This is a genomic window from Enterobacter sp. RHBSTW-00175, assembly GCF_013927005.1.
GTDB lineage: Bacteria > Pseudomonadota > Gammaproteobacteria > Enterobacterales > Enterobacteriaceae > Enterobacter.
Genome location: NZ_CP055930.1, coordinates 3,144,069 through 3,169,405 on the forward strand (window position 1 = coordinate 3,144,069; position 25,337 = coordinate 3,169,405).

Sequence of the window (25,337 nt, forward strand, 5' to 3'; positions counted from 1 at the left end):
TCGGGGACATGGTGAACACTTTTTAACATCCTTTACCCATGGTGATCGACTTTTTCTTCAGGTCGATCACCCCCACTTTCGTGCTGTACCACCACACCTCGTAGCTGCCGTCTTCCTGCATCTCCTTCAGCCCGACCCGTTCTCCCCTGAACGCCTTGCCTGCGCTCAGACTTACCCCTTTCACGCTCAGCTTTCCGCTGATATCCACTTTCCTGACCATCACGCCCTCGTCGTATTCCGGGGGCGTGGTGTTGCCGCTGTACTGCCGCTCTGACGGCTTATACCGCGACCCCGGTACCGCCATATCCAGCGCCTCATGCGGGCGTTCAAGGTTATAGACTGTCCGCCAGTGGTCGAAGGCGCGCTGCAGTTCGCCCCCGCTCGCGAACCACTTCCCCTGCAGCACTTCTGCCTTCAGGCTCCGGTGAAAACGCTCCAGCTTACCCTGCGTCTGCGGATGATACGGCCGGGAGTGCCCCACCCGGATACCCAGACGCATCAGCCACAGCTCCAGCGCCGTCCAGGTGCCGGTGGTGTCTCCCCACGGAGAACCGTTGTCCATCGTCATCCGGTCCGGCAGGCCGTAGCGCTCAAACACGCTGACCAGCTGCTGCTGCACGGTCTCGCGCCGTTCATCGGTACAGTGCGCCAGGCACAGGGAAAATCGGGAGTGGTCGTCCAGCAGGGTGAGCGGATGGCAGCGGCCGCCTCCAAAGGGAAAGTGGCCCTTAAAATCCATCTGCCAGAGGCGGTTCGGCGCGTCATGTTCGAACCGTCCCGTGGCGGGAATGCCCGGTGAAGTGCCCGGCAGCAGACCGTGACGGGCCATGAGGTTATGGACGGTGCTGAAGGCGGGCATGGTGTGCCCCTGGTCTTCCAGCCAGCGCTTTATCTTGCGTGCGCCCCAGCGTTCATGGCGGTCATGCGCCATACGCAGCAGGGCAGTGATGTCGTCAGATGAGCGGTTCGGGGAATGGTGCGGTATGCGCGGGCGGTCCTGAAGGCCGGAGGCCCCTTCCTCCGCCCAGCGGCGAAGCCACTTATAGCCGGTGGCAGGTGAAATGCCGAAGCGACGGCAGAGGGAACGGATGTTCGCCCCGTCCTGCGAGGCGAACAAAACAAACTCGGTACGTAATGACATGGTATCTCTCGCATCCCAGGACATAAGCGACTCCATAAACGGGTTCTTATGCCTTAGTTGTAAGTGTCTACCATGTCCCCGAACAAGTGTTCACTATGTCCCCGGACCGTACAGCGGGAGAGGGCTGGGGTGAGGGTTTTACTTCGCAGGAATCGCTTTCAGCAGTTCAGTCAGCAGGGTCCAGTAGTGGCCCACGCTTTCGATATGAACCTGCTCATCCGGGGAGTGTGGCCCGGTGATGGTTGGCCCGATGGACACCATATCCATATCCGGATACGGTTTTTTGAACAGACCACATTCCAGACCCGCGTGGATCACCTGAATGTTCGGGGTGCTGTTGAACAGACGCTGGTATGTTTCACGCACCAGAGCCATTACCGGTGAGCTTGCATCCGGCTGCCAGCCTGGGTAGCTACCTTTAGCGGACGTTGATGCGCCAGCCAGTTTGCCCAGAGATTCCAGCATACTGACAACGTACTCTTTACCGCTGTCGATAAGTGAACGGATCAGGCAGATGATTTCTGCGCTGTCGTCGCTCATGGTCACGACGCCAACGTTCAGAGAAGTTTCCACAACGCCTTTTGCGACGTCAGAGTTGCGAATAACACCGTTTGGCGAGGCATTTAGCAACTGGATAAAGTTGTCGCGAGACTGTGCAGTCAGAGCGGCTTTATCTGTCGATACCGATTCCAGAACCACAGTCAGGTTTTTTTCTTTTGCAGACAGTTCGTTTTTCAGGATATCCAGATAAACGCTGGAGAGTTTTTTCAGCTCGTCTGCTTTTGCCGCGGGTACTGCAACAGTGGTAAATGCTTCACGCGGGATTGCGTTACGCAGCGTACCGCCGTTGAAATCAACCAGACGCAGGTCAAGTTCAGCCGCGTGGCCTGCCAGGAAGCGCGCCAGCAGTTTGTTGGCGTTACCCAGGCCTAAGTGAATATCGCCACCAGAGTGACCCCCTTTCAGGCCTTTCAGCGTCAGCTTGAAGGTCTGGAAACCAGCAGGGATCGCTTCACGGGACAGTGGCAGCGTAGTGATGAAATCGATCCCGCCTGCGCAACCCATGTAGATCTCGCCTTCTTCTTCTGAGTCGGTGTTGATCAGGATATCCGCTTGCAGCCAGTTTGCTTGCAGGCCGAAAGCCCCGTCCATACCGGCTTCTTCGGTCATGGTCAGCAGTACTTCCAGTGGGCCGTGCTCAACGCTGTCGTCTGCCAGTACAGCCAGGGCTGATGCCATGCCAATACCGTTATCCGCGCCAAGCGTGGTGCCGCGCGCTTTTACCCAGTCGCCGTCGATATACGGCTGAATAGGATCTTTAGTGAAATCGTGAACGGTATCGTTGTTTTTCTGTGGAACCATGTCCAGGTGCGCTTGCAGTACAACCGGTTTACGGTTTTCCATGCCTGCGGTTGCGGCTTTGCGGATCAGAATGTTGCCAACCTGGTCGCGCTCAGTGTGCAGACCTTTTTCCTTCGCCCAGCCAATAATATGTTCGGCAAGCTGTTCTTCATGATAGGACGGGTGCGGAATGGAACAGATTTTGGCAAAAATATCCCACAGCGGCTGTGGAGATAATTGAGACAGTTCAGACACGATAAGTCTCCTTGTCGATGCTCTGCAAACATTGATGCAGGTCACAGGGTTAGCAGGTTAATAGTTACCACAAGTCAGGCTTGCGAGATGCAACTGAGAATACCACTTTCTCTGGTTGCTGGTAGCATAAAGCATGTAAAAACTCGGGCTCAGGGCGCTAAACACTGGTTTTTAGCGCGTCAGATCTCTATAATCTCGCGCAACCTATTTCCCCCTTGAACACTTTTTAAGCCGTATACAAACAGGCTGGGACACTTCACATGAGCGAAAAATACGTCGTCACCTGGGACATGTTGCAGATTCACGCACGCAAACTGGCTGCGCGTCTGATGCCTTCCGAGCAGTGGAAAGGCATTATTGCCGTTAGCCGTGGTGGTCTGGTACCGGGCGCATTGCTGGCACGTGAGCTGGGTATTCGTCATGTCGATACCGTATGTATCTCCAGCTATGATCACGACAACCAGCGCGAACTGACTGTGCTGAAACGCGCCGAAGGCGACGGTGAAGGCTTCATCGTTATTGACGATCTGGTCGATACCGGCGGTACTGCGGTTGCGATCCGCGAAATGTACCCTAAAGCACACTTCGTCACTATCTTCGCGAAACCTGCTGGCCGCCCGCTGGTTGACGATTACGTGATTGACATCCCTCAGGATACCTGGATTGAGCAACCGTGGGATATGGGCGTGGTCTTCGTTCCACCTATCTCTGGTCGTTAATACCTGCGCGAAATTATTTTAACGCCCGGTGATACCGGGCGTTGTTTTTTTTAGCTTGTGGCGAGTTACAATAGTCTCTATACGATGTATTCACGGAGGCAATGCAATGACGCAGGCAAATCTTAGCGAAACGCTATTCAAACCCCGCTTTAAACACCCTGAAACGTCGACGCTGGTGCGCCGTTTTAACCAGGGGACTATGCCGTCAGTACAGTCTGCGTTAGACGGCAAAAATGTGCCTCACTGGTATCGCATGATTAACCGCCTGATGTGGATCTGGCGCGGAATCGATCCCCGTGAAATCCTCGACGTGCAGGCGCGTATTGTGATGAGTGACGCCGAACGTACTGACAGCGAACTCTATGATACCGTGGTCGGTTATCGTGGCGGAAACTGGATTTACGAATGGGCCAAACAGGCGATGCTCTGGCAACAGAAGGCCAGCCAGGAAGAGGATGCCACTCTGAGCGGCCAGCACTGGCTCCATGCTGCTAATCTCTACAGCATTGCTGCTTATCCTCATCTGAAAGGCGACGAACTGGCCGAACAAGCGCAGGCGCTGGCAAACCGTGCTTATGAAGAAGCGGCCCAGCGTTTACCAGGCCGGATGCGTGAACTGGAGTTCACTATCCCGGGAGGCGCCTCCGTGACCGGATTCCTGCATATGCCTGATGGCGAAGGTCCGTTCCCGGTCATATTAATGTGCGGTGGTCTGGATTCTCTTCAGACTGACAACTACAGCCTTTTTGAGCGCTACTTTGCACCAAAAGGGATCGCGATGTTAACGCTCGATATGCCGTCTATTGGCTTTTCCTCTAAATGGAAACTGACCCAGGATTCGAGCCTGTTGCACCAGCACGCGTTAAAAGCGCTGGAAAATATCCCGTGGGTTGACCACACCAGAGTAGCCGCTTTTGGTTTCCGCTTTGGCGCGAACGTCGCGGTGCGTCTGGCTTATCTTGAATCTTCTCGTCTTAAAGCTGTTGCCTGTCTTGGCCCGGTGGTTCATGCGCTTTTAAGTGAGCCTGCTCGCCAGGGAAGCGTACCGGAAATGTATCTGGACGTACTGGCAAGCCGACTTGGTATGCATGATGCATCTGATGATGCACTGCGTGTTGAACTGAATCGTTACTCATTAAAAATGCAGGGCTTGTTGGGACGGCGTTGTCCGACGCCGATGCTGTCCGGTTACTGGAAAAACGATCCCTTCAGCCCGGAAGAAGAGTCGCGCTTAATCACTTCGTCATCTGCGGATGGCAAGCTGCTTGAGGTACCGTTCAGCCCGGTGTATCAGAATTTTGACAAAGCGCTAAAAGAGATTACGCGCTGGATCACGCAGAGATTGTGTTAAGAGATTGCTAAATTTTGATGGTTTGGTAAAACAGTGGCTTCACAAAAGGAGATCGCAATGACGTTACCGAGTGGACACCCGAAAAGTAGACTGATTAAGAAGTTCATGGCTCTTGGCCCGTATATTCGAGAAGAGCAGTGTGAAGAGAATCGCTTTTTTTTCGATTGCCTGGCTGTATGCGTCAATGTGAAGCCTGCACCCGAAAAACGTGAGTTCTGGGGCTGGTGGATGGAAATGGAAGCCGAGGAAAAACGTTTCACTTACAGCTATCAGTTTGGTCTGTTTAATAAAGACGGTAACTGGCAAGCTGCGCCAATCAAAGATCAGGAAGTGATCGATCGCCTCGAGTACACCCTGAAAGAGTACCTCGGTAAAGCAAGAGCGTTGTTGGCGACGCTGGATCTGAAGCTTGAACCCGCAGATGACTTTTCCAGTGAAGCGGTAAAATTGACAGCGTAACCGTTTTTCTCCCTCTTCCTGCGGGGTGAGGTGAGGGCAATAAAAAACCGGCTATAAGCCGGTTTTTTTATATCTACATTATTAGAACTGGTAAGTCATACCCAGTGCAACGATGTCGTCGTTGCTCAGACCCAGTTTGTTATTGTCATCGAGTTGGTTGATTTTATAATCAACAAACGCTGACATATTTTTGTTGAAATAATAGGTCGCGCCCAAATCGATATATTTCACGAGATCTTCGTCGCCGATACCTTCGATATCTTTGCCTTTAGACTGTACATAGCCCAGGGACGGACGCAGACCAAAATCAAACTGGTATTGCGCAACCACTTCGAAGTTCTGCGCTTTATTCGCAAAACCACCGGAAATTGGGGTCATGTTGCGGGTTTCGGAATACATGGTTGCCAGGTAAATATTGTTCGCGTCATATTTCAGACCGGTAGCCCAGGCTTCCGCTTTGTCACCCTGGCCACGAGCCAGCAGGTTCTGGTCATTGGTACGGTCAGAGTTGGTGTACGCGCCGCTGATGGCGAAGTCGCTGCCACCGAAGTCATACGTCACAGAAGTACCGAAACCGTCGCCGTTCTGCTTTTTGGCGTCACGGTTTTCGTTTTTGCCCTGGTATTGCAGGGTCACATCCAGGCCATCAACCGCGCCGAAGAAGTCGGTGTTGCGGTAGGTTGCCAGGCCGCTGGAACGCTTGGTCATGAAGTTATCAGTCTGAGCAGAAGAGTCGCCGCCGAATTCAGGGAACATATCGGTCCAGGCTTCAACGTCGTACAGTGCGCCCAGGTTACGACCGTAGTCGAAGGAACCGAAGTTTTTCAGTTTCAGACCAGCAAATGCCAGACGGGTTTTCTGTGAAGAATCGCTCTCTGCTTTGTTACCCGAAAACTCAGCTTCCCAACGACCGTAACCGGTCAGCTGATCGTTAATCTGAGTTTCACCTTTGAAGCCGAAACGTACGTAAGTCTGGTCACCATCTTTAGAGGCATCATCACTGATATAGTGCATGGCTTTGACTTTGCCGTACACGTCCAGTTTATTGCCATCTTTATTATAAACTTCGGCTGCGTGTACAGATGCGGAAGCCACAACGCCCATTACCACTAATGCCAGAATACTCTTTTTCATTTTCAATCCTGAGTTTTATAAACGCGCTAAAATTCGCTGAGCAATGAACGCCTGTTCTTGCCCCGTGAAAAACAGAAAGGGTTTTAACGTTCTGGAATTAAAGTTTTATGACAAATTGAGAATTAATTTAAAAAACTGTGATTTATTATTTCAGTAATAAAAATGTCAAAATCTGCCGCTACGCTTGCTGATCCCGCGCAACAAAGTGTTCCGCATTGTGCGAAGGCAGTTGGCAACGGGGCTGAGTCCTGCTACAACGTTCGTTTGACATCATTTTCCCTTATCGTTGAACGGCAGAGAATCATGAGTGACAGCCAGACGCTGGTGGTAAAACTCGGTACCAGTGTTTTAACAGGCGGATCGCGCCGCCTAAATCGCGCCCACATTGTTGAGCTTGTACGTCAGTGCGCTCAGTTACATGCCGCAGGGCATCGAATTGTGATTGTGACCTCCGGGGCAATTGCTGCCGGGCGTGAACACCTGGGCTACCCCGAACTCCCCGCGACGATAGCATCCAAGCAGTTGCTGGCCGCCGTGGGGCAAAGCCGACTCATTCAACTCTGGGAACAACTGTTCTCTATTTATGGTATTCACGTCGGCCAGATGTTGCTGACGCGTGCGGATATGGAAGACAGAGAACGCTTCCTGAACGCCCGCGATACGCTGCGCGCGTTGCTCGACAATAATATCGTTCCCGTCATTAACGAAAACGACGCCGTCGCGACCGCTGAAATTAAAGTGGGCGATAACGACAACCTTTCTGCGCTGGCCGCCATTCTGGCCGGGGCGGATAAATTGCTGCTGCTGACCGATCAGCAAGGGCTGTTTACCGCCGACCCGCGTAACAATCCAGACGCTGAGCTGATAACCGATGTTCACGGTATTGATGATGCGCTGCGTGCCATCGCCGGGGATAGCGTGTCTGGTCTTGGAACCGGTGGTATGGGAACCAAACTGCAAGCGGCGGACGTCGCATGCCGTGCGGGCATCGACACCGTTATTGCGGCCGGCAGCCGTCCTGGCGTGATTGGCGATGTGATGGAAGGCCTCTCCGTAGGCACGCGCTTCCACGCGCAGGAATCGCCACTGGAAAACCGCAAGCGCTGGATTTTTGGCGCGCCTCCGGCAGGTGAAATTACCGTGGATGAAGGGGCGACCTCTGCAATTCTGGAAAGAGGGAGTTCATTACTTCCAAAAGGAATTAAAAGCGTGACAGGTAACTTCTCCCGTGGTGAAGTGATTCGTATCCGCAACCTTGCAGGTCGCGACATCGCGCACGGTGTCAGTCGCTATAACAGCGATGCGTTGCGCCGTATCGCCGGGCACCATTCCCAGCAGATCGATGCGATCCTGGGCTATGAATATGGCCCGGTTGCCGTGCATCGCGATGACATGATTATTCGTTAAGGAGCCTGAACATGCTGGAACAAATGGGCGCAGCCGCCAAAGCCGCCTCTTACAAACTGGCGCTCCTTTCCAGCCGCGAGAAAAACCGCGTGCTGGAAAAAATCGCTGATTATCTGGAATCGCAGTCTGCTGACATTCTGCGTGCCAACGAACAAGATTTAGCTGAAGCCCGTGAAAACGGCCTGAGCGAAGCTATGCTCGACCGCCTGGCGCTGACGCCAGCACGCCTGAAAGGCATCGCTGACGATGTGCGTCAGGTGTGCAATCTGGCTGACCCGGTAGGGCAGGTGATTGATGGCGGGCTGCTCGACAGCGGTTTACGCCTTGAGCGTCGCCGCGTGCCGCTCGGCGTTATCGGTGTTATCTATGAAGCGCGTCCGAACGTGACCGTTGATGTGGCCTCTCTGTGCCTGAAAACCGGCAACGCGGCCATCCTGCGTGGCGGAAAAGAGACCTGGCGCACCAACGCCGCAACGGTAAAAGTCATCCAGCAGGCGCTGGAAGAGTGCGGTTTACCCGCAGGTGCTGTTCAGGCCATCGAAAGCCCGGATCGCGCACTGGTGAATGAAATGCTGCGTATGGACAAATACATCGACATGCTAATCCCTCGCGGTGGCGCGGGCCTGCACAAGCTGTGCCGTGAGCAGTCGACGATCCCGGTTATCACCGGCGGTATCGGTGTGTGTCATATCGTAGTGGATGACAGCGCCGAAATTGAACCGGCGCTGAAAATCATCGTCAATGCGAAAACGCAGCGTCCAAGCACCTGCAACACGGTCGAAACGCTGCTGGTTCATCAGGGGATCGCGGATACCTTCCTGCCTGCACTGAGCAAGCAGATGGCGGAAAGTGGCGTAACGCTGCACGCCGAAGCTAACGCTCTGGCGTTGCTGAAAGAGGGCCCCGCGACGGTGGTTCCGGTTAAAGCAGAGCAGTATGACGATGAGTTCCTGTCGCTGGATCTGAACGTGAAGGTGGTGGCCGATCTTGATGACGCCATTGCGCACATCCGTGAACACGGTACGCAGCACTCTGACGCGATCCTGACCCGCACGCTGCGCAACGCTGACCGCTTTGTGAATGAAGTGGATTCATCTGCGGTATACGTGAATGCTTCAACCCGTTTCACCGATGGCGGCCAGTTCGGCCTGGGGGCAGAAGTTGCCGTCAGTACCCAGAAGCTGCACGCGCGCGGCCCGATGGGGCTCGAAGCGCTGACCACCTACAAGTGGATCGGTTTCGGTGATGATACGATTCGTGCGTAAATAAGCATGGGTGGTGCAAAAATAGCCGTTTGATTCGCAAGGCCATTGACGCACCACCCTGTTAGATCTACTCTTTTGCCCCGTGGTTACGCTCGTAACCGGCCTCTCAGGGCCGATATAGCTCAGTTGGTAGAGCAGCGCATTCGTAATGCGAAGGTCGTAGGTTCGACTCCTATTATCGGCACCATCCTCACGTCTCCCAGGTACTATAGTTTCCTGAGCGGAGATTCTGACCGTACACGCACTAAGTGACAGTTTCTTTAGCTTATAATTTATATTTATTGGGGATTGCTCCTAACCATTCTGAAACTTGCTTACAGTTGAATACTTCACCATAAATAGAAAAAATATGAGGCTGAGGTCCTTATCACCACAACGTGTCGCTATATATTTTAAATCATGTCGACCGCTAAGTATTATTAAGCAAACAGAAGAAAGAGGGCGAGGCCCTCTTTGATTTCACATTAACATGAAACGCGACATACTTTTCCTGTCGTTGATAACCACCATTTCCTGGTGGAGGCCGGAATAAACACCGACTGTCCGGTGAGAAGTTCAATGCTTTCGCCAGCGACATGGCTCAGTGTTGCAGAGCCTTCAATCACCAATATTATCTCGGCGCTGGCCGTCATTATCAGTTGATTATCCACCGCAGTGAAAATACTGAAGCGGAAATCCTCAACCGGAATCGGATAGCATGATTCCGCAACGTGCTGCTCCGGTTTCATAAGCAGCGAAGTGGTCGCTGTTGGGGTGAAGTTGGTGCAATGGATCAGTTCGTTCAGATTGATCTTCTTCGATGTAAGACCCGCGCGTAGCACATTGTCCGAGCTGGCCATCACCTCAATCGCAGTACCGTGAATATAAGCATGTAGCGTCCCCGGATAAAGAAACATTGCTTCACCAGGTTGCAGTGTAATGCAGTTTAAAAACAGGGGGGCCAGCACTCCGGTATCATCTGGGTAATCTTGTTGTAGCCGCCTGAAAATCGTCCCCATCTCCTTACCATAGAGTGCATCACCCCGCGTAATGACTTGCGAGATGGCCTGTTTTTTGGTGACAGGGTCGAGCTGCATCATCGCGATGAAAAACGTGCTTAACGCGTCGCCATCTTCTGTTGCCAGCAAAACGGCCGCGAGGGAATTCAGTTCAGAAATATCCAGAGCACTCAGATTCTTTGAGATCGTTTTCGTATCACGAAAGCCGTTCATCGCCACAAACGGCGTAATGGCGAAGACCAGCTCCGGTTTGTGGTTCGCATCGTTATAGTCTGGTGTTGCGTCATCGTTCGCCTGCTGCCTGCGCTCATACCCACTTTCAGCATCGGCCTTAGTGGGGTGAACCTGAATGGACAGTGCGCTTTCTGCGGCCAGGATTTTGAGCAAAAAAGGCAAACCTTTAAAGCGCGCATATGTTGCCTCACCAAGCATCTCCGCGGGTGCTGAGGCCAGCATGTCAGTCAACGCTACCCGTCCCTGCGAGCTATTCACATATGAAACCCCTGCCGGATGAACCCCCATCCATAATTCGGCTTGCGGCTGATCGTCCGGGTTAAGAATATTGAAACGCTTATTAAGCTCGTGCCGGCTTCCCCAGGGGTAGTTCTTTACTGTATTGGTAAGGGGATAAAAACAGGTCTGACTCATGATGGATTTTCCCCACTGGTGAAGTGATTATTTAACGCCAGCTCCCTGAACCAAAGGGCATTACGCTTAATAATGCGTTCCCCCGTTTCCAGATCCAGACGATAAAATCCGTAGCGACGTTTAAACGCATTAATCCATGACCAGTTATCGATAAACGTCCACTGGTGAACACCAAAACAGTTTGCTCCATCATTAATGGCCAGGTGGAGTTGCTCCAGATGTTCCTTCATTAATTCGATGCGGAAACTGTCATCAATTACACCATCGGCCTGAACCGGGCCTTCCGATTCCAAATCCATCGCGATACCAATCTCGGCGAGGTACCATTTAATATTGCCGTAATTGTCACGAATATTACGGGCGATATCATAGATAGCGACGGGAAGGATTTCATTATTATCGCGGTAAGGATTAAAACGACCATTCGGGTCAATATAGTTTTCGAAGTAATACTCTGGTGAGAAGTAATCGAGAGTATAAGCCGACTCGCGCGCCTGGACGCGTCGCGGTACGTAGTAATTCACGCCGAGGAAATCAATTCTTGAATCAGTAATCAGGCGAACGTCTTCCGGGGAAGCGTCCGGCAGGCAATGATGAAATGCCAGAAGTTCGCAAAGTTCTTTGGGGAATTGATGTTTAACAAGCGGATCAAGGAAGCTGCGGTTAAACAGCAGGTCGGCATACCAGGCTGCTTTTTTATCTTCTGCTGAATCACTGCGCGTGTAGGTTGGTGTCAGATTGATCACCACGCCAATTTCGCCATTTACCGTTAATTCACGAAACACCTGGACCGCTTTGGCGTGGGCCAGCATGATGTTAAAGGCTACCTGCGCCGCCAGCTTACCGTCTTTTTTGCACGGGTAGTGGAAGTCATACAAATAACCCCCCTCTACCGGAACAATCGGTTCGTTGAAGGTGATCCAGTATTTCACTTTGTGGCCGAACAATGTAAAAGCAGTGCGTGCGAAGCGGGCATACAGCTCTGAGACATGCGCCGATTCAAAACCGCCATACTTTTTCTGTAAAACTTCTGGCATATCAAAGTGGTAAAGATTGATCATCGGCTCGATACCGTTGGCGATCATTTCGTCGAGATAGTCGTTATAAAAACGAATGGCATCCGCATTCGGCTCGCCAGTTTCAAAATCTTCAATCAGGCGTGACCACTGAATTGAGGTCCTGAACGAGTTAAACCCTGTCTGCTTCATCAGGGCGACATCTTCTTTAAACTTTGTATAGGTCTCGCAAACGCGTTGCGGGCCGGTTTGTTGATAAAAACGCTGTGGTTGTTCGGAAAACCAGCTGTCCCAGATGGAACAGTGTGGTTTACTTGTGGTGCCCTCTGTTTGTGGACCAGATGCTGCTGCACCCCATAAAAAACCGTCTGGGAATGTATACCGGGTCATAACGCCTCCGTTAATAAAAAAAACCGCGCCCAATGGACGCGGTCAAAATCACTACTCTGCATTTACTTCGATGGATTTGATAAACATGTAGCCCCAGTCACCCGCAAAGCGGCCAAAGTGAATATCATTTTTACCGGCTTTTAGTGTCACCGGGATCATCACCTGATGGTCTTTTGCGTCAGTCTGAGGGAACTCGATAGCCAGTGGTGTACCGTCGTTCACCACGAAAGAGTTCTTTTTACCGCCCCATTTAGCGTTAAAGGTGACGCGCAAGATATACTTCCCATCCCACGGCGCGTTCACCTGCCAGCTCACCTTATCTCCTTCGTTGGCAAAAGGGCCCAGGAAACCATCATCACCAATGGCGAGTACGTTTTCCTTACTCTTCACCGCGTGCAACTTCCCTTTGTGTACATCCAGCACACCTCCGGCAAAGTTGCAGTAATCCGCAGGTATTTGACCCTCTGCCTTTTTAACCGTGACGTTGACCGTTTTGCTGTTTTTCAGCAGGCCATCGTCCGCGGTAAAGGTCAGGGCATATTCGCCAGGCGCCGAGAACCATGCGCGTGTTTGTGCTTTCGTGGCGTCACAGAAATGCACATTTGCATCATCACTGTTAGCCCAGCTAACCTTTACCTCGCGGCTCGGCAGGTTGTCGTCCGTCCAGTTTGCCTGCAACAACACACCTTTATCCTGAGAGGTTGCCAACGCATTCCCCAGGGCGACGGTAGGTGCCTGGTTCTGTTGCGTGTGTTTCACGCCGATCACGTTAGAGGGCTCAGAGGCTCCACTTTCGTTTTTGGCAATCACGCGGTAATAGTAAGTCGTACCCAGCTGCAAACTGCGGTAATCATCGTGGAACAGATTCATTGTTGCCGGGTTCCACTCATTCATCCCATCGGAGATATTCTCCCCGACACGGGTCCATGGGCCGTTCTTCGCGATGGCACGTTCAACGTCATAGCTGCGTCCAACGGCAGCCCCCATCCAGTTGATGGCAAAAGGAGAGTCAGTCGCTCGCAGGATTGGGGCATCAGGGATCGGTAACGGCGGGGTCTGGCTCAGGCCAGACATCTGTGCAGATGCCTTTCTCACCAGATCCACGACTTCCATTTCCTGGTTGGCTTTCCCATCGACCGGGAAACCTGGCAAGTGGTAACTGTAGTGACCGGTATACTCTTTGTGCCAATAGAATCCGCCATCATTGCGATGGCCACGGAAACCCCAGATGAAGCCTCCCACAGCTTGAGCACCGTTTACGTCGGTGTGGACAATCGACTGCATGATGTCATTAAGCTGCGTGTGGTCGAGCAGGCCAAATTCCCCAACCAGATAGGCTTTCTTGCCACCAATCGCGGTCAGGTCTTTACGCACCTGATCGGGATGATTGTTATCGGCGTTGGTATAGTAGTGGTTACTGACGATATCAACGTTAGGATCGGTTAACGCAAAATCGTTAATCTTCTTGTAGGTCCCATCAACTATCAGCTGATTTGGTGCCCATTTACGGATCCATGCCGCCGTCTCTTTCAAAAACGCAGCATTGGTGTCCTCCAGTTCGTTACCTGTTTCCCAGGCCATGATCGCCTTCTCATCAGAGTAAGCGCGTCCCGTCACGGTATTCGTACGGGTGATGACCTGGCGGATAACATCCAGGTAGGCTTTATAGGTTTTGCTGTCGGTACGGTAAAAATCTTCCGGTTTTTCATTGTAGAAGGCCGCAAGTTGCTCGCGCCCACCCCACCACCACCAGTGATCAATAAACGGTAAAATCAGGCGTAACCCTTGCTTGTCCGCTTCGGCGATCATGTTGTCATAAACCTTCATCGCTTTTTCGTTAAGCTGGGGCATCCCACCGGGTGTTTGTGGGGCCAGGATGTGCGTTTCGCGTTCGCAGGCAGCATCGTTTTCCTGTTGTACGGAGAGCACATAAACACGCTGCGCTTTCGCCCCTGTTGCCACCATGGCTTTGATCCAGTTTGCCTGTTCCTCGGGGGTTGGCCATTTGAAATATTGCCCCCAGCCTCGGGGATCGGCTTTACATACACCACGGGCATCATCTTCGATGCGATGCATCTCTGGCGCGTGTATACCTGCGAAACGGAATGTCGTCTTCCCGTCCATCAACTGCGCGCCATCACGCGTAATGAAGTGCTCAAAATGTGATTGTTCAGCCGCCATCGCCCCCGCGCAACCCAGCGCGGACAGCAGGGAAGCCAGAAGAATTTTTCGGATAGGTTGAATCATTTTGCTCTCTCCTTAGAACCACACTTCAGCCTGAACGCCGAAATTGACTGTGTCTGTTTCACCGCTGCGGCTATAACCACCCGCAGAAATAGTGTTGGTATCCCAGTTATAGTTACCGTCGAGCGCATCTGAGACGCCTTTATCCCACTTCGCGTAAGTCACGAAGAAGCGAAGTTGCGGACGATTCCAGTAGCCCGAATCAAAGGTCAGCGTCGGTGCAATGGTCACTTTGGTCAGGCCACCTTTTCCTTTCCCGTTGACGCCTTTGTAGTTTTCATCGTCGAGGTACTCATAACCAAGTTCATACTGCATCGCGAAGTTTTTGGTAATTTGATGGTACGGGCGAATACCGGCAACCCAACTGGTGCGTCCCCAGCCATCGGCATCGCTGGTCCACCAACGGTAGTTTTTGTCTTTCTGGTAGTATGCAAACGTCGATACATCGACATTTCCCAGAGAAGCCATGCTGTCGAGGATCACACGCCAGGATTGGGTATCATCCAGGTTTGCCCAGCCCCAGCCGTTTTTGCCCAGCGAATCACCTGCTGCCAGACCCCGGCCATACTGCATGACCAGTTTGGAATAGCCGCCTGTCAGGCCCCAGAAACCGTCAAAGTTGTAGACCCCTGTAACGCCATAGCCTTTTTCGGCAGAGGTTGGGTGGTTCTCATTGCGGTTCATGTGGTGACCAATCAGCTCCAGATCAAAGCCTGTGCCACCAATTTTCTTCAGCCACAAGTTGAGTGAATAATCATCCGGGTAACCCTGCTCCCCTTTATCCACCGGATACGCTTTTGTTTCATCGGTGGGTGAGAAAGCGTAAACGCCGGCATCAAAGCGAGCGAAGCCAAGATCAAGATTGTCAAATCCACCGCCGGTACCGTTGTACTGAATGTATTCCCAGTCGAACTGGTGGCTGGAGGTGTTCGAGCTGCTGTATCGTTTGCCGCCCCAGAAAGTGACATCCGGCGCAAAATCCAGATTGCTTAACTCCACATACCCTTCACGGAACTGTACTTCTTTGCCGTCATCGTCCTGGCAGTTCCAGTCGGAGGTGCATTTGCTCTGGTGGGTAATGTTGGCCTGAATTTTGGCAACCGGGCCGGAGTCTGATTTCAGTGTCACCTGCGGGATCAACTCGATCTTGGTATCTTCTTCGTTACCAAGACGCCATTTGCCGTCCGGCATTAACCCAACGGAGTCTGCACGGTTACCATCGGAGTTAGCCAAAATGCCTGAACGCATATAGCCGTGCAGTTTGAAGTCGTACTGTTCTGCTTGTGCGATCCCGCACGCAGCGGCATTGATGAGAAGGGCCAGAGGTATTAATCGGTTCAACCTGTTCATAGATTTCCTTTTTCTTTTTCTGAGTGAAAGAGCGTCTTATGGCGCGATCGGAAATCTACGGATCAAAAAAGGAAAAGTACATCCAATTACGGAAATCGCTTTCCATAATTGCAGGTTTAAATCACATAATCAAAAATAATGGAAAGTAAAACGTGATGGGGATCACTCTTAATTCTGCAGGAAAATAAAAAGCCAGCGGTTTACACGCGCTGGCTGGAAATAAAATGGGCAAACGGAGGATTATTTGCTTTCTGACTCCACAAGTTGCCGTTCATAGACGTTGAAAAACGGACGGTAAATCATCCATGCATTGAAGAAAGCAAACAAGCACATAAACAGGTTTTTCCAACTGCCGTTTGCTGACCAGGCTGCGCCGAGCGGCGCAGGCATCGACCAGGGTAGCATAGCCACCGCGCGGTCAAGCACGCCGAGGTGAGTGAGATACCATGCGATACATGCATTGATCACCGGGACAAAAATAAATGGAATTAAAAACAGAGGGTTGAGAATAATCGGGAAGCCGAAAAGTACCGGTTCATTGATATTAAACAGCGATGGAATCAACCCAATCTTGCTGACGCTTTTTAGCTGTCGAGAACGGCTACGCAGGGCCATAACGATCAGGGGCAGCGTCGAACCAATCCCGCCGATTAGCAGGTAAAAATCCCAAAATCCCTGAAGATAGATATGGGGTAGTGGCGTTATGTTGTTTGCTAAAGCCTGTTGATTTTCAAATAGATAGGTCATCCAGAAAGGATTCATGATACCGGTGACAATCAGCGCACCGTGAATTCCGATAAACCACAGTAAATTGCAAATAACAATCGTAATAATCAGTGCGGTTAGCGTATCAGAGGCGATGATTAGCGGCCGAAAAGCTTCACTGATCATATCCGGCAAAATCATGCCGGTGTTTTGCTTTAGTATCGCGTTGAGCAGAGTGATTGAAAGCATGATGGCGAGCAGAGGCATCAGAAGCTGGAAGCCATTGCGTGTCATCACTGGCACCTCTTCCGGCAAACGAATACACCAGCCACGTCGGTAAAAGAGTCGCATCACTTCAATGCTGTAGAAGCTTGATATTAAAGCGCTAAATATCCCAATCCCACCAAGGAAAATATTGCTGGTATCCGTTTCTTTAAAACCGATAAACACCAGGAAAGCCAGGCATCCCGTCAGACCGCAGAGTCGTTCCGGCAGGTGATACTGTTTGCCCAGACTGGCACTGGCACCGAAAGCGATAATCAATGCCACAAGTCCAATGGTCAGTTCAAACGTTGGCAATAACATCGGCCGAATGGCCTGATAAGCCGCGCCATACCAGGCATCAGCGTTCACAGCAAACGGCGGAAAAATCAGGGGAACCATCAGACTACCCACTATCACAAACGGCATGGCCAGCGCAAAGCTGTCCCGCATCGCTGTGATGTGCTGGCTGCGGGTGAGTAGGTTAGCAAATGGCGTAACGCGTTGCTCAATCAGTGTCACAGCAACATTCATAAACTGAATGTTCATGGCAGGGCCTATAGAGGACAGGAAAGTTTCGGGATCATCGCTCACATCCCAACAAAGTAAAAGCCTGCATCTGGTGATCGCGCTCACATTTAATGTATCCATGTACGGAAAGCGCTTTCCGTTTTGAATCCGTAAAGATTATAGTCCGCTCAACGTTGTTACCCAGTCTGGAGTTTTTATGAAGAAAATTATGCTTTGCTGTTCCGCCGGAATGTCTACCAGCCTTCTGGTCAAAAAGATGCTGGAAGAGGCGGATAAGCGCGGTCTGGCCGTTGATATTAAAGCCTTTGGCGTCGCGGAGTTTGAACAGCAGGTTGGGAATTACCAGGTGGTGCTGTTGGGGCCACAGGTGAAGTACATGCAAAAAGATCTTCAGAACAAAGCCAACCCTTATGGGATCAAGGTCGAGCCCATCAACATGATGGATTACGGCATGCAGAAGGGAGGGGCAGTACTGGATTATGCCCTGTCCCTGATTGAAAATAATAACTAAAGGACATCAACATGAGCGCTCTGTACTCTAAATTAATCAGCGTGATAGAGAGCAAAATCACGCCTATGGCTGGTGCAGTCGGCCAGCAAAAGTATGTCACGTCTATTCGTGATGGGTTTATTCTTGCTCTGCCGTTTATGATTGTCGGCTCGTTTATGCTGGTGTTTATTTTCCCACCCTTCTCACCTGATACCAACTGGGGCTTCGCCCGCGCCTGGTTGCAGTTTTCATTAGATCATCGTGAAAACCTGATGCTGCCGTTTAACTTCAGCATGGGGATCATGACAATTTTCATCTCGGTGGGTGTGGCTGCAAGCCTGGCGCGTCACCACGGGCTGGACCCGTTGACCTCGGGAATGCTGTCCCTCATGGGCTTTTTACTGGTCGCTGCGCCCTTAAAAGATGGCATGGTATCGACAGCTTATTTTTCAGGGCAGGGCATTTTCACTGCACTGCTGGTATCGATTTATACGACCGAACTGTATGCCTTCCTGCGTCGCAATAATATTACCATCCGCCTGCCACCCGAAGTGCCGACCGGTGTCGCACGTTCCTTTGAGATTTTAATTCCGGTGCTGGCGGTGGTCCTGACATTGCACCCGCTTAATCTGTTTATAGAAGCACAACTTGGGATGATTATCCCCGAAGCAATTATGTCGCTGGTCAAACCGCTGGTTGCGGCGTCCGATACATTGCCTGCCATTCTGCTTTCCGTTCTGGTGTGCCTGATATTATGGTTTGCAGGCATCCATGGTGCGCTGATAGTCACAGGCATCATGAATCCATTCTGGATGGCAAACCTCTCCGTGAACCAGGCCGCGATGGCCGCAGGAACAGCGATTCCACACATCTATGTTCAGGGATTCTGGGATCACTATCTGCTGATTGGTGGTGTTGGCTCCACTCTGCCTCTGGCACTTTTACTTATGCGCAGCAAAGCCGTGCATCTGCGCACCATCGGCCGCATGGGGGTTGTTCCCGGCCTGTTTAATATCAACGAACCGATTTTGTTCGGTGCGCCTGTGATTATGAACCCGCTGTTCTTCATCCCATTCGTACTGGTCCCTATGGTCAATGCAACGCTTGCCTGGTTTGCTCTGGACTTTGGCCTGGTGGCGCGCGTGGTCTCAATGACACCGTGGACAACTCCAGCTCCCATTGGCGCATCGTGGGCAGCCAACTGGGCATTTAGTCCCGTTGTGATGTGTCTTATCTGCATGGTAACGGCGGTGGTTATGTATTATCCATTCCTTAAATCATATGAAAAACAGTTGCTTACAAAGGAGTCTGAGGAAAAATCAGAAACCGGGCGTGTTGGCCAATCTGAAACTGCATAAATCATTAAGAGTCAGAGGATGTTATGGAATTAGAAGAACAAATCATGGGCATCATCATCAATGCCGGACAGTCTCGTAGTCTGTGTTTCGAAGCGCTACACAGTGCTAAAGCCGGAGACTTTGCGGATGCCGATGAAAAGATGAAGCAGGCACAGCACTTCGCGCGTGAAGCGCACCTGGTGCAAACCCAGCTTATAGAGGCTGATGAGGGCGAAGGCAAAACCAAAATGACGCTGGTGATGGTACATGCCCAGGATCACCTGATGACCTCCATCCTCGCCAAAGAACTGGTGACTGAGCTTATTGATATCTACAGAACCCGTCATTGAGTGTTGTGTGACTTAAGAGAGGCATTGCCTCTCTTCTTTTTTCCGGAGAAGCACTATGTTTCATCTTGGTCTGGATATTGGTGGTACAAAAATGGAGGCCGTCCTGCTTGATGCTAACGGTACCATTGTGTTGCGCGATCGCCGTCCAACGTATAAAGCCAGTTATCAGGGATTTCTCAATAACCTGACGGAGTTAATCAACGATATTCGTGCCGCGACGCAGCGCGACTTTACCGTTGGCCTGGGTTTACCGGGAGCGCTCGATCCGCTGAGCGAATTAATCAAAAACTGTAACTGCCTGGTGCTCAACGGCGAAAATTTAAAACGCGACCTGGCGGAACGGCTTAATCAACCTGTTTTTATGGCCAATGATGCTGATTGTTTTACCTTATCTGAGGCCGTCGATGGTGCAGGAAAAGGATACTGTACGGTGTTTGGCGTCATTGTCGGCACGGGGTGTGGCGGCGGGGTTGTCGTGAACGGACAACTCCTGAATGGACCCAATGCTATTGCCGGTGAATGGGGGCACAATCCTCTTCCCGGCTGGCGCGCAGAGCAGGATGGCCCAGTGGAATCCTGCTACTGCCAGCAAGAAAACTGCATAGAAAGCTTTATTTCAGGAACCGGCTTCAGTCGTCGTTACAACGCCCGTAAGGGGACCGCATTGAGTACTGAGGCCATAATGGTTGCGGCACAAGATGGTGAGCCCTGCGCGGTGGCGCATTATCATCACTTTATTGATGCGTTTGCCCGTAGTATTGCTGGTGTAATCAACACACTCGACCCTCATGTCATCGTACTTGGTGGTGGGTTATCGAACGTGGACAGCATATACCGGGATCTTCCCGAAGCCGTTGGAAAGTACATTTTTTCGACGAGTTGTCGAACTGCCATCGTTAAAGCCAAATTTGGCGATGCCAGCGGAGTTCGCGGTGCGGCGTGGTTGCCTCTTCGGGCCACAGGTAACTCATCCAGCTGACTAATTCCTGCCCGTATTTATGTTACTATAGGGAGAAAATAGCTATACAGACGACACCATGACAACCATTGACGACGTTTCAAAATTAGCCAATGTTTCCCGGGCTACCGTTTCCCGTGTGTTGACCGGGACACGTGGCGTTCGTGAAGAAAGCCGCGAGGCAGTTTTACGGGCGGTAGAAGAACTCAACTACCGTCCCAGTTTTGCTGCGCAAAATCTGGCGAGCAATACGTCAAATCAGGTCGGTATGGTACTTCCCGCACATGAAGCCGATTTTAGCGCAACCCTGTTGCCGCGGTTGTCGATTGCAGTTAAATCACTCAATAAGTCTCTTATCATTCAATATGTTAACGATGCGTCTGAGCAAAAGGCTGCCATTGAAAGTCTTCAGCATCAATGTGTAGCTGTCGTAACCCTGGGCAAATGCGGCAGTGAAGTTGCCAGCAATGTGATCTCGTTTGATGACTTTTCCACAACAGGCAGCGTTAACCAGGGCTACAACTATGCGTTTGCCACAGAAAGTGCCTGTCGATACATGCTGGGAAAAGGGCATCGTAATATTGCTCTGCTGATGGAAACTGAAGATGATGTTGCCAGCAAGCAGATGCTGGAGGGGTATCGTAGCGTTTTACAGAATTACTCTCTGCCGTTTAATCGCCAGTTACTCGTGATGGCGAACAACAATATTGAGCAGGCACTGCTTACGTTGATTAATAGCTTTACGAAGTACACGGCAATCATTGCCAAACGTGACAGATATGCCGCTGAAGCAATGCGTTTGCTACGTGATTTTAATATTGCCATACCTCAGGAAGTATCACTTGTGAGTCTTGAGGATTCACCGATGGCATCCTTGCTTTATCCACCGTTGACCTGTATTGCCTACCCCGTAGAGCAGTTGCTTGAAGAGTGCGTTAAACGTATTAAATCGCTCATTGATGGACATTCTGTTTTTGCACCAGAAGGGCGCACGTTAACCGGCCGGCTCGTAGTCAGGTCGTCGGTATCAGATGTGGTGACTTGAGGGAATGACTCCCTGTCACCCCCTCCTCACTGATGAGCACATTACAATGTCAGGGCTAGTCTTCGCACATCGCCACCGGGCTGATTAAGGTCAACGATCGCGGTGGTATGGTCTAATCGCTTGTATCTTACATCCCGACATCCATTTTTACTATTGGACAAAAAATGAACTAACGGCTACGTTTTAAACTGGCTGTTAATGTTGGCGTATAAGAACCACCTATTGCTAAACGGATAAAAGGTGCAGGCGCGAATGCGAGCTAAAACAAAACGATTGATTAAATCCCTTTTTTTCCATGAAACCTGGGATATTTTGATTGCCAAAAATAACCGTTCCCACGCATTCCCTGCTAATACTCTGGACATTCTAGGTCATACCCAGACTAAACAGCTTAAAAGGAAATATACGTTTCAGGCCGATCCTTTCATTATAGAAAAAGACGATAAAGTTTACGTTTTTTATGAAGCAATGAACTTTCGGGATTCGCAGGGAACATTACGCTGCCGGATACTGAATGCCGAACTGGATGAGCTTGAAGATGTAAAACTTGAAGGTTTCGATAACATTAAGTGCCATTTATCATTTCCTTTTTTATATCAGAGTGATGATAAGCTTTTTATGATCCCTGAATCATCAGAAAGAAAAGACGTTATTTTATTCGAGTCCACGGATTTCCCTGTGCGCTGGCGTCAGGTCAAAGTCCTAATCTCTGATATCGCCTTAACGGATAACATTCTTTTTGAATTGAATGGGGTTTTGTATCTGGCATCCACCACGATGAATGATGAGCTGGTTATCCATACAGCCAATGATATTATGGGACCGTGGCAGAAAATAACCCCAGAGCTACACATTTCTAATCCGTATCATCGTGGGGCAGGCGCACCTTGCAGGGTAAATGGTAAAACGTACTTCTTTACTCAGGAGTGCACGCCGGAAAGCTATGGTAAGTCCATTTATATAAAAGAGTTAATTACTCTTGATGCTACCCGCTTTGTTGAAGAACTCATTGAGCAGATACATTCTGGCATCAATCAAAGCGATGGCGTTCATACGTTGAACTTCACGGATAACTATATTGTTTATGATAGTAAGGTTAATAAATTCAGTCTGTTTTCGGCGCTAAAAAAAGTGAATTATAAATTGATGGTTAAATACAGAAAAAACGCGCTTGCAGGGGGGCATTAATTACAATCTGTTAATGACAGTAGCATTGGTAAATCAATAGTTGTTTACACCAAATATATTTGGAGATTGTATGGCAATTCTTGTTACTGGTGGAGCTGGCTACATTGGTTCACATACCGTTTTAACTCTCCTGGAGAGAGGTGATGACGTCGTTGTTATCGATAACCTCTCGAATTCTTCACAAAAATCGCTGGACCGGGTCGCAGAGCTTACCGGGAAAAAGCCTGTGGTTTACATTGATAACATACTGAACAGAGATGTTCTGAAAACCATATTCTCCAGCCATAACATCACCGATGTTATTCATTTTGCTGGATTAAAATCGGTTGCCGAGTCAATCAAAGAACCACTTGCCTATTATGAAAATAATGTCACGGGTACCCAGATTTTACTCAATGAAATGTTAGCGTCCGGGGTGAAGCACTTTATCTTCAGTTCCTCCGCTACGGTGTACGGTAACCCGGAAAAAATTCCGTTAAGCGAGCAATCCCGGACAGGCGGCTGCACCAATCCGTACGGCACGTCAAAATTGATGGTTGAAAAGATTCTGGCGGATTTCTCACGCGCACAGCCGCAGCTCCGCATCACCTGTTTGCGTTATTTTAACCCTGTTGGCGCGCATCCATCAGGCAGAATTGGCGAAGATCCTGGTGGTATTCCTAACAACCTGGTCCCTTATATTTCCCAGGTGGCGATTGGGAAGCTGGGGAGCGTGTCGGTGTACGGCAATGACTATCCAACCCCCGACGGTACAGGCGTGCGTGATTACATTCATGTGATGGATCTGGCAACCGGGCATTTAGCGGCGCTGGATTCCGTGGATAAAGGTGCGGCATATAAGATCATTAATCTCGGTACCGGTATCGGTTATTCCGTTATTAATCTTATTGAAGCCTTTGAAAAAGCGTCACAAAAGAAGATCAGCTATAAGATTGTCGGAAGAAGGCCTGGGGATATTGCTGAGTGTTGGTCTGACCCGTCTCTGGCACGTAAAGAGCTGGGTTGGGTGGCGACCCACAATCTTGATGAGATGATGCGTGATACGTGGAACTGGCAAAAAAATAATCCTGATGGCTATAAAGTGTAATGCTTAGCAGCAAGGCGTCCGATTTCCTGGTTCCTTGCTGCTAAAATTCACCGCAACGTGCACCACAGGTCTGCTCATACCAGTGGTCTTTCAGAGTTGTTCGCGAGTACCAGTCTGCCAGGTCTAAAATCAGGCTGCGGGCTGCTCAGAAGTTCTGTATACAACGTCATTAAGGAATCCATGTGCTTGTTCAGTGAGTACACCTCACTCAAACGCGTGCGTCCCTGTAAGCCCATAATCCGCGCTTTCTCCTGGCAATCAGCCAGCGTATCCATCGCATTCGCCAGATCTTGCGCATTGCCAGGTTCAAATAAGATCCCTTCAATTCCGTCGCGAATTTGCTCCGGGATCCCGCCGATACGCGACCCAATCACCGGCTTACCCAAAGACATCGCTTCTAGCACCGCCATCGAGCAGTTTTCATTGCATTCCGATGGGAGGATAACTGCCCGGGCCCGCTGGATAAGCGAATTGAGCGCATCACCTTGTTGGACATACCCTAAAAACTCAGCCTCCGGGTACTGGGCAACCAGTTCGTCATACAACGGGCCATTGCCCACGATTTTCAGCGGGGTCTTATTCTTCATTTTCTGATGCGCTGCCAGCAGTGTTGCCACGCCTTTTTCATGACTCAGGCGCCCAAAGTACAGCATATAGCCGTCATCGTTCACCTCTTCAACGGGATGGCTGTCATCCACGCCATTCACGATCACATCAATACGCGAATGAGGCAACGTACGCAGTAACACGTCGCGTAAGAAGGCGCTTGGAGAAACAATCACATCCAGAGCCTGGTAATTTTGGGCAATATATTGCCATGTCGCCTCTAACGAGAGCAGTAAGCTCTTTGAGGCCGAACCACCCTGGCATTTATACTTAAAAGCGTTGAATACTGACCCGGTGATACAGGCATCACACACCTTCCCTTCGCGCAGCATGGAGTACGCAGGGCACACAATCTTATAGTCGTGCGCGGTCAGGACCGTCTTGCAGCCAAAATTGCGCGCCACTTTGATAAGCGACGGTGTCATCTGGTGATAAATGTTGTGGAAGTGGACGATGTCCGGGCGCTCTTTTTCCAGAAGCGCCTGCATTTTTTTACAGGCCCGGCTGTTGTGAATAAAATTCACCGCCGTTTTGAGCCCCCCGATCAGATTACCCTCCTGATGGTAATCGACATTGTTGATGAAATAATCCGCATAATCAGAGCGGATATTTTTTTCATGCTGCATGGAAAAATCAATCACCTGGACACCAGCCTGTTTCAGCATGGTGCGCTCCTGAAAATAAACGGTTTCCGCGCCGCCTTTGATAAAAAAGAACTTATTCACTAATAAAATTTTCATTGCGCTTGCCTTGATTGTTCGTAAACAATTTTATTGTTTTGTGGACTCAGCGGATCGTGTACAGGATATATCACCCTTTTAACACGTCGCCCCAGAAAGTACAGCTAAGTCATACGCTCTGTAAGCTGTACGACAACGACCGATTCTGAATTATTTCAACCACATAAATACAAGTAATGGCAAAAGTGCGATATCGAAAATCTCAATGTAAAGTTATATTATCAATGAACATTCACGATAAATGGTTCGAAAAAAATCCATTTGATTTCTATATATTCATTGAACAGGTATACAACATCGATGTAATCATCAGTATCCGTC

Annotated in this window: 21 protein-coding genes and 1 tRNA gene; 13 read left to right on the forward strand and 9 right to left on the reverse strand. The window is 50.4% G+C overall.

Going from position 1 to position 25,337, the window contains the following annotated elements:
* Window positions 1-22: 22 nt before the first annotated feature.
* Complete coding sequence (locus tag HV107_RS14905; protein ID WP_182059485.1) at window positions 23-1,177, reverse strand: IS481 family transposase; 1,155 nt, start codon at window positions 1,175-1,177, stop codon at window positions 23-25.
* 102 nt (window positions 1,178-1,279) lie between these two features.
* Window positions 1,280-2,737 (reverse strand): cytosol nonspecific dipeptidase, encoded by a 1,458-nt coding sequence (gene pepD, locus HV107_RS14910; protein WP_182059738.1) that lies wholly within the window; start codon window positions 2,735-2,737, stop codon window positions 1,280-1,282.
* Between the two features lie 260 nt (window positions 2,738-2,997).
* Here pepD and gpt point away from each other — a divergent pair, with 260 nt between their 5' ends.
* The 3 genes from gpt to crl all read left to right on the forward strand — a co-directional run bounded on the left by gpt (window position 2,998) and on the right by crl (window position 5,266).
* Window positions 2,998-3,456: a xanthine phosphoribosyltransferase gene (gene gpt / locus HV107_RS14915; RefSeq protein ID WP_010427903.1), complete on the forward strand. Its 459-nt coding sequence runs from the start codon at window positions 2,998-3,000 to the stop codon at window positions 3,454-3,456.
* Between the two features lie 106 nt (window positions 3,457-3,562).
* Window positions 3,563-4,807, forward strand: coding sequence for an esterase FrsA (gene frsA, locus HV107_RS14920; protein ID WP_182059740.1), 1,245 nt, complete (start codon window positions 3,563-3,565; stop codon window positions 4,805-4,807).
* A 57-nt stretch (window positions 4,808-4,864) separates the two neighbouring features.
* Entirely contained in the window at window positions 4,865-5,266 is a 402-nt protein-coding gene (gene crl, locus HV107_RS14925; RefSeq protein ID WP_182059741.1) for a sigma factor-binding protein Crl, read from the forward strand.
* 81 nt (window positions 5,267-5,347) lie between these two features.
* Here the strand turns inward: crl and phoE are convergent, their stop codons facing one another.
* Window positions 5,348-6,400: a phosphoporin PhoE gene (gene phoE, locus HV107_RS14930; RefSeq protein ID WP_182059742.1), complete on the reverse strand. Its 1,053-nt coding sequence runs from the start codon at window positions 6,398-6,400 to the stop codon at window positions 5,348-5,350.
* Between the two features lie 303 nt (window positions 6,401-6,703).
* Between phoE and proB the strand changes: the two genes are divergently transcribed.
* The 3 genes from proB to HV107_RS14945 all read left to right on the forward strand — a co-directional run bounded on the left by proB (window position 6,704) and on the right by HV107_RS14945 (window position 9,259).
* Window positions 6,704-7,807, forward strand: coding sequence for a glutamate 5-kinase (proB, locus tag HV107_RS14935; protein ID WP_182059743.1), 1,104 nt, complete (start codon window positions 6,704-6,706; stop codon window positions 7,805-7,807).
* A gap of 11 nt (window positions 7,808-7,818) precedes the next feature.
* Window positions 7,819-9,072: a glutamate-5-semialdehyde dehydrogenase gene (gene proA, locus HV107_RS14940; RefSeq protein ID WP_182059744.1), complete on the forward strand. Its 1,254-nt coding sequence runs from the start codon at window positions 7,819-7,821 to the stop codon at window positions 9,070-9,072.
* 111 nt (window positions 9,073-9,183) lie between these two features.
* Window positions 9,184-9,259, forward strand: a tRNA-Thr gene (locus HV107_RS14945).
* 277 nt (window positions 9,260-9,536) lie between these two features.
* Here the strand turns inward: HV107_RS14945 and manA are convergent.
* From manA to HV107_RS14970, 5 genes are all read right to left on the reverse strand, one after another.
* Window positions 9,537-10,718, reverse strand: a complete 1,182-nt coding sequence (gene manA, locus HV107_RS14950) for a mannose-6-phosphate isomerase, class I (protein ID WP_182059745.1) — start codon at window positions 10,716-10,718, stop codon at window positions 9,537-9,539.
* Complete coding sequence (locus HV107_RS14955) at window positions 10,715-12,124, reverse strand: glycoside hydrolase family 1 protein (protein WP_182059746.1); 1,410 nt, start codon at window positions 12,122-12,124, stop codon at window positions 10,715-10,717. The genes manA and HV107_RS14955 overlap by 4 nt, the downstream gene beginning before the upstream one ends.
* A 51-nt stretch (window positions 12,125-12,175) precedes the next feature.
* Window positions 12,176-14,371: a CBM35 domain-containing protein gene (locus HV107_RS14960; RefSeq protein WP_409050224.1), complete on the reverse strand. Its 2,196-nt coding sequence runs from the start codon at window positions 14,369-14,371 to the stop codon at window positions 12,176-12,178.
* A gap of 12 nt (window positions 14,372-14,383) precedes the next feature.
* Window positions 14,384-15,718 (reverse strand): carbohydrate porin, encoded by a 1,335-nt coding sequence (locus HV107_RS14965; RefSeq protein ID WP_182059747.1) that lies wholly within the window; start codon window positions 15,716-15,718, stop codon window positions 14,384-14,386.
* A gap of 240 nt (window positions 15,719-15,958) precedes the next feature.
* Window positions 15,959-17,233 (reverse strand): PTS sugar transporter subunit IIC, encoded by a 1,275-nt coding sequence (locus HV107_RS14970; RefSeq protein WP_182063526.1) that lies wholly within the window; start codon window positions 17,231-17,233, stop codon window positions 15,959-15,961.
* Between the two features lie 178 nt (window positions 17,234-17,411).
* Here HV107_RS14970 and HV107_RS14975 point away from each other — a divergent pair, with 178 nt between their 5' ends.
* The 7 genes from HV107_RS14975 to galE all read left to right on the forward strand — a co-directional run bounded on the left by HV107_RS14975 (window position 17,412) and on the right by galE (window position 23,670).
* Window positions 17,412-17,726: a PTS sugar transporter subunit IIB gene (locus HV107_RS14975; RefSeq protein WP_182059748.1), complete on the forward strand. Its 315-nt coding sequence runs from the start codon at window positions 17,412-17,414 to the stop codon at window positions 17,724-17,726.
* An 11-nt stretch (window positions 17,727-17,737) separates the two neighbouring features.
* A complete protein-coding gene (locus tag HV107_RS14980) occupies window positions 17,738-19,063 on the forward strand; it encodes a PTS sugar transporter subunit IIC (protein WP_182059749.1) in 1,326 nt (441 codons plus the stop codon).
* A 23-nt stretch (window positions 19,064-19,086) separates the two neighbouring features.
* Window positions 19,087-19,392, forward strand: coding sequence for a PTS lactose/cellobiose transporter subunit IIA (locus tag HV107_RS14985; protein WP_182059750.1), 306 nt, complete (start codon window positions 19,087-19,089; stop codon window positions 19,390-19,392).
* 55 nt (window positions 19,393-19,447) lie between these two features.
* Complete coding sequence (locus HV107_RS14990) at window positions 19,448-20,371, forward strand: ROK family protein (protein ID WP_182059751.1); 924 nt, start codon at window positions 19,448-19,450, stop codon at window positions 20,369-20,371.
* A 58-nt stretch (window positions 20,372-20,429) separates the two neighbouring features.
* Entirely contained in the window at window positions 20,430-21,395 is a 966-nt protein-coding gene (locus tag HV107_RS14995; RefSeq protein ID WP_182059752.1) for a LacI family DNA-binding transcriptional regulator, read from the forward strand.
* A 252-nt stretch (window positions 21,396-21,647) separates the two neighbouring features.
* Window positions 21,648-22,583, forward strand: coding sequence for a hypothetical protein (locus tag HV107_RS15000; protein ID WP_182059753.1), 936 nt, complete (start codon window positions 21,648-21,650; stop codon window positions 22,581-22,583).
* A gap of 70 nt (window positions 22,584-22,653) precedes the next feature.
* On the forward strand, window positions 22,654-23,670 hold the full coding sequence (galE, locus tag HV107_RS15005; protein WP_182059754.1) for a UDP-glucose 4-epimerase GalE: 1,017 nt from the start codon (window positions 22,654-22,656) through the stop codon (window positions 23,668-23,670).
* A 74-nt stretch (window positions 23,671-23,744) separates the two neighbouring features.
* Here galE and HV107_RS15010 read toward each other — a convergent pair whose 3' ends face one another.
* Window positions 23,745-25,016: a glycosyltransferase family 4 protein gene (locus HV107_RS15010; protein ID WP_182059755.1), complete on the reverse strand. Its 1,272-nt coding sequence runs from the start codon at window positions 25,014-25,016 to the stop codon at window positions 23,745-23,747.
* Between the last annotated feature and the right edge of the window lie 321 nt (window positions 25,017-25,337).